Origin of the sequence: Micromonospora globispora, from assembly GCF_003857015.1 — a bacterium.
Classification (GTDB): Bacteria; Actinomycetota; Actinomycetes; order Mycobacteriales; family Micromonosporaceae; genus Micromonospora; species Micromonospora globispora.
In genome coordinates this window covers 1-3,571 of record NZ_QGGF01000530.1, presented here as the reverse complement: position 1 = coordinate 3,571, position 3,571 = coordinate 1, and the positions used below count along the sequence as shown (strand labels likewise).

General features: G+C 72.6%; 3 protein-coding genes. All 3 read left to right on the top strand.

The window, feature by feature from the left end; translation table 11 throughout:
• The first annotated feature begins 666 nt into the window (after window positions 1-666).
• Genes trpC through trpA form a run of 3 tightly spaced genes read left to right on the top strand, consistent with a single transcriptional unit; the run spans window position 667 to window position 3,547 of the window.
• A complete protein-coding gene (gene trpC / locus DKL51_RS28050) occupies window positions 667-1,470 on the top strand; it encodes an indole-3-glycerol phosphate synthase TrpC (RefSeq protein ID WP_185734940.1) in 804 nt (267 codons plus the stop codon).
• A 44-nt stretch (window positions 1,471-1,514) separates the two neighbouring features.
• Window positions 1,515-2,741: a tryptophan synthase subunit beta gene (gene trpB, locus DKL51_RS28045; protein ID WP_109966181.1), complete on the top strand. Its 1,227-nt coding sequence runs from the start codon at window positions 1,515-1,517 to the stop codon at window positions 2,739-2,741.
• Window positions 2,742-2,743: 2 nt separating this feature from the next.
• Complete coding sequence (trpA, locus tag DKL51_RS28040; RefSeq protein WP_124812676.1) at window positions 2,744-3,547, top strand: tryptophan synthase subunit alpha; 804 nt, start codon at window positions 2,744-2,746, stop codon at window positions 3,545-3,547.
• The last annotated feature ends 24 nt before the right edge of the window (window positions 3,548-3,571 follow it).

Here is a 3,571-nt window from a genome sequence, read left to right as displayed (position 1 = left end):
GCTCGGCGCGGGCCCGGTCGGCGCAGACGGCCTCCCAGGCGTTGCCCCGGGCGGTCCGCATCCGGGCGTCGCCGACCACGGCGCGTTCGAGGGTGTGCACCACGCCGACGGCGAGCGATGCCACGGTCCGGGAGATGGTGGTCAGTCCGATCGAGCTCGGCTCGTTGGTGCTCATGGTCACCCCGCATGAAGATCGTTGGCGACGGTGGGCAGGCGCCGCGTCGAGTCTGCCCGACGAGGATCCTGCCCGGCTCACGTTTCGTCGGCGTGAAGGCCACGTCAACTGTCCGTCCGAGGCGTATGACCTGGGCAGGGCCGTTCGTCCTTGAGTTTGGTCACAGCATCGAACGGCGTCGTCGTCCTGCGGGTGCGGCCGGGCCGTGGTGAGATGAGGTATGGGTCGCGATCGATGGATCGCACTGTGGCGGTCGACCGGATCGGGTGACACCGGTCGATGGGCGCGGTGGCGCTCTGTGACATCTAGTTCACATGAAGTCGGTCATGATGCCACAGCCCATTTCGTGAGGAGCGCCATACCCCCGGCACTTGTCGCCAGGTCGGGCCGCCTAGCATCGGCCCATGACACCCGGAGAGGGGAGTCCGTTGGTGACTGCTGAGCATGCGCACGCGGAGGGGGACGAGGCCGGTCCGGCGGCGTCCGCAAGCGTGCTCGACGAGATCCTGGCCGGCGTTCGTGAGGACGTGGCCCGGCGCCAGGAGCAGGTTTCGCTGGAGCGGATCCGCGAGCTGGCCGCCGCCGCGCCGCCGCCGCTGGACGCCTACGCGGCCCTGCGCCGGCCCGGTGTGGCCGTGATCGCCGAGGTCAAGCGCTCCTCGCCGTCCAAGGGGCGGCTGGCGGAGATCGCCGATCCGGCAGACCTGGCCGGCGAGTACGCCGCCGGTGGCGCCCGGGCGATCAGTGTGCTCACCGAGGGCCGCTGGTTCGGCGGGTCGCTCGACGACCTGGCCGCCGTGCGGGCCGCGGTGAACATTCCGGTACTCCGCAAGGACTTCGTGGTCTCCAGCTACCAGGTGCACGAGGCTCGCGCCCACGGTGCCGACCTGGTGCTGCTCATCGTCGCCGCGCTCGAGCAGAACGCGCTGGTCGGGCTCCTGGAGCGGATCGAGTCGCTCGGCATGACCGCGCTGGTCGAGGTGCACACCGAGGAGGAGGCCGACCGGGCCCTGGAGGCCGGCGCGCAGGTGATCGGGGTCAACGCCCGTGACCTGCGTACCCTGGAGGTCGACCGCTCGGTGTTCGAGCGGATCGCGCCCGGCCTGCCCAGCAGCGTCGTCAAGATCGCCGAGTCCGGCGTGCGCGGCCCGCACGACCTCATCCGGTACGCCTCGGCGGGCGCCGACGCGGTCCTGGTCGGCGAAGGGCTGGTCACCCAGAAGAGCCCTCGCGAGGCGGTCGCCGAGCTGGTCAACGCCGGCAACCACCCGGCCACGCCCCGCCCGGCGCGCTGACCCCGCGCCGGGTCCGCACGACTCCGCAGCGAGAGGACACCCCGATGAGCGCCAACGCCCCGGCCAGCCAGGTCCCCGACGCCGCCGGTCACTTCGGCCGCTTCGGCGGCCGGTTCGTCCCCGAGGCGCTGGTCGCCGCGCTCGACGAGCTCGACGCCGCGTACCGCAAGGCGATGACCGACGAGGCGTTCCTCGCCGAGTTCGACGCCCTGCTGCGCGACTACGCCGGCACACCGTCGCTGCTGTACTCCGCCGAGCGGTTCTCCGCGAAGGCCGGGGCCCGGATCCTGCTCAAGCGGGAGGACCTGAACCACACCGGCGCGCACAAGGTGCGCAACGTGCTCGGCCAGGCCCTGCTGACCAAGCGGATGGGCAAGACCCGGGTGATCGCCGAGACCGGCGCCGGCCAGCACGGCGTGGCCACCGCCACCGCCGCCGCTCTGTTCGACCTCGAGTGCGTGGTCTACATGGGGGAGGTGGACACCGAACGGCAGGCGCTCAACGTGGCCCGGATGCGGATGCTCGGCGCCACCGTCATCCCGGTCACCACCGGCTCGCGGACGCTCAAGGACGCGATGAACGAGGCGATGCGGGACTGGGTCGCCAACGTCGACAACACCCACTACCTGATCGGCACCGCCGCCGGCCCGCACCCGTTCCCGGAGATGGTCCGGGACTTCGTCCGGGGGATCGGCGAGGAGGCCCGCCAGCAGTGCCTCGACCTGACCGGCGCGCTGCCGGACGCCGTCGCCGCCTGCGTCGGCGGCGGTTCCAACGCGCTCGGCATCTTCCACGCCTTCGTGCCGGACACCGAGGTTCGGCTGTACGGCTTCGAGGCCGGCGGCGAGGGCGTGGAGACCGGCCGGCACGCGGCCAGCATCACCGGCGGCTCCTCCGGTGTGCTGCACGGCACCCGGACGTACGTCCTGCAGAACGCCGACGGCCAGACCATCGAGTCGCACTCCATCTCGGCCGGCCTGGACTACCCGGGGGTCGGCCCGGAGCACGCCTGGCTGCACGACAGCGGCCGGGCCACGTACGCGCCGGTGACCGACCGGGAGGCGATGGCCGCGTTCGAGCTGCTCTGCCATACCGAGGGAATCATCCCGGCGATCGAGAGCTCGCACGCCCTCGCCGGCGCCCTGCAGATCGCCCCGCAGCTCGCCGCCGAGCTGGGCCGGGAGCCGGTCATCGTGGTCAACCTCTCCGGCCGGGGTGACAAGGACGTGCACACCGCCGGCGAGTACTTCGGCATCCTCGACAAGGAGTGATCATGAGTCGGATCGGGGCGGCCTTCGACAAGGCCCGGGCCGACGGGCGGGCCGTGCTGGTCGGCTGCATGCCGGCCGGGTTCCCGACCCTCGAGGGCAGCATCGCCGCGATGACCGCCATGGTCGAGGCCGGGGTCGACGTCATCGAGATGGAGATCCCGTACTCGGACCCGGTGATGGACGGGCCGGTGATCCAGAAGGCCAGCGACATCGCCCTGGCCGGCGGGGTCCGTACCGCGGACACGTTGCGCATCGTCGAGGCGGTCGCGGCCACCGGCGCCCCGGTGGTCACCATGACCTACTGGAACCCGATCGAGCAGTACGGCGTCGACGCGTTCGCCCGGGACCTCGCGGCGGCCGGCGGCACCGGCCTGATCACCCCGGACCTGATTCCCGACGAGGCGGAGGAGTGGCTGGCCGCCTCCGACGCCCACGGGCTGGACCGGACGTTCCTGGTCTCGCCGTCCTCCACCGACGCGCGGCTGAAGATGACCGTTGAGCACTGCCGCGGCTTCGTCTACGCCACCGCGATCATGGGCGTCACCGGCGCCCGGTCGCAGACCTCCGAGGCGGCGCCGATCCTGGTGTCCCGGCTGCGCGCGGTCACCGACCTGCCGGTCGGGGTCGGGCTGGGCGTGGGCACCGGCGCGCAGGCCGGCACCGTCGCCGGGTACGCCGACGGCGTCATCGTCGGCAGCGCCCTGGTCCGCTGCCTGCTCGACGCTCCGGACGAGGCGGCCGGCCTGACCGCCCTGCGCGCGCTCAGCGCCGAACTCGCCGAGGGCGTCCGCAACCCGGTCCGCTGACCGCCGCCGGGCCGACTGCGGCCC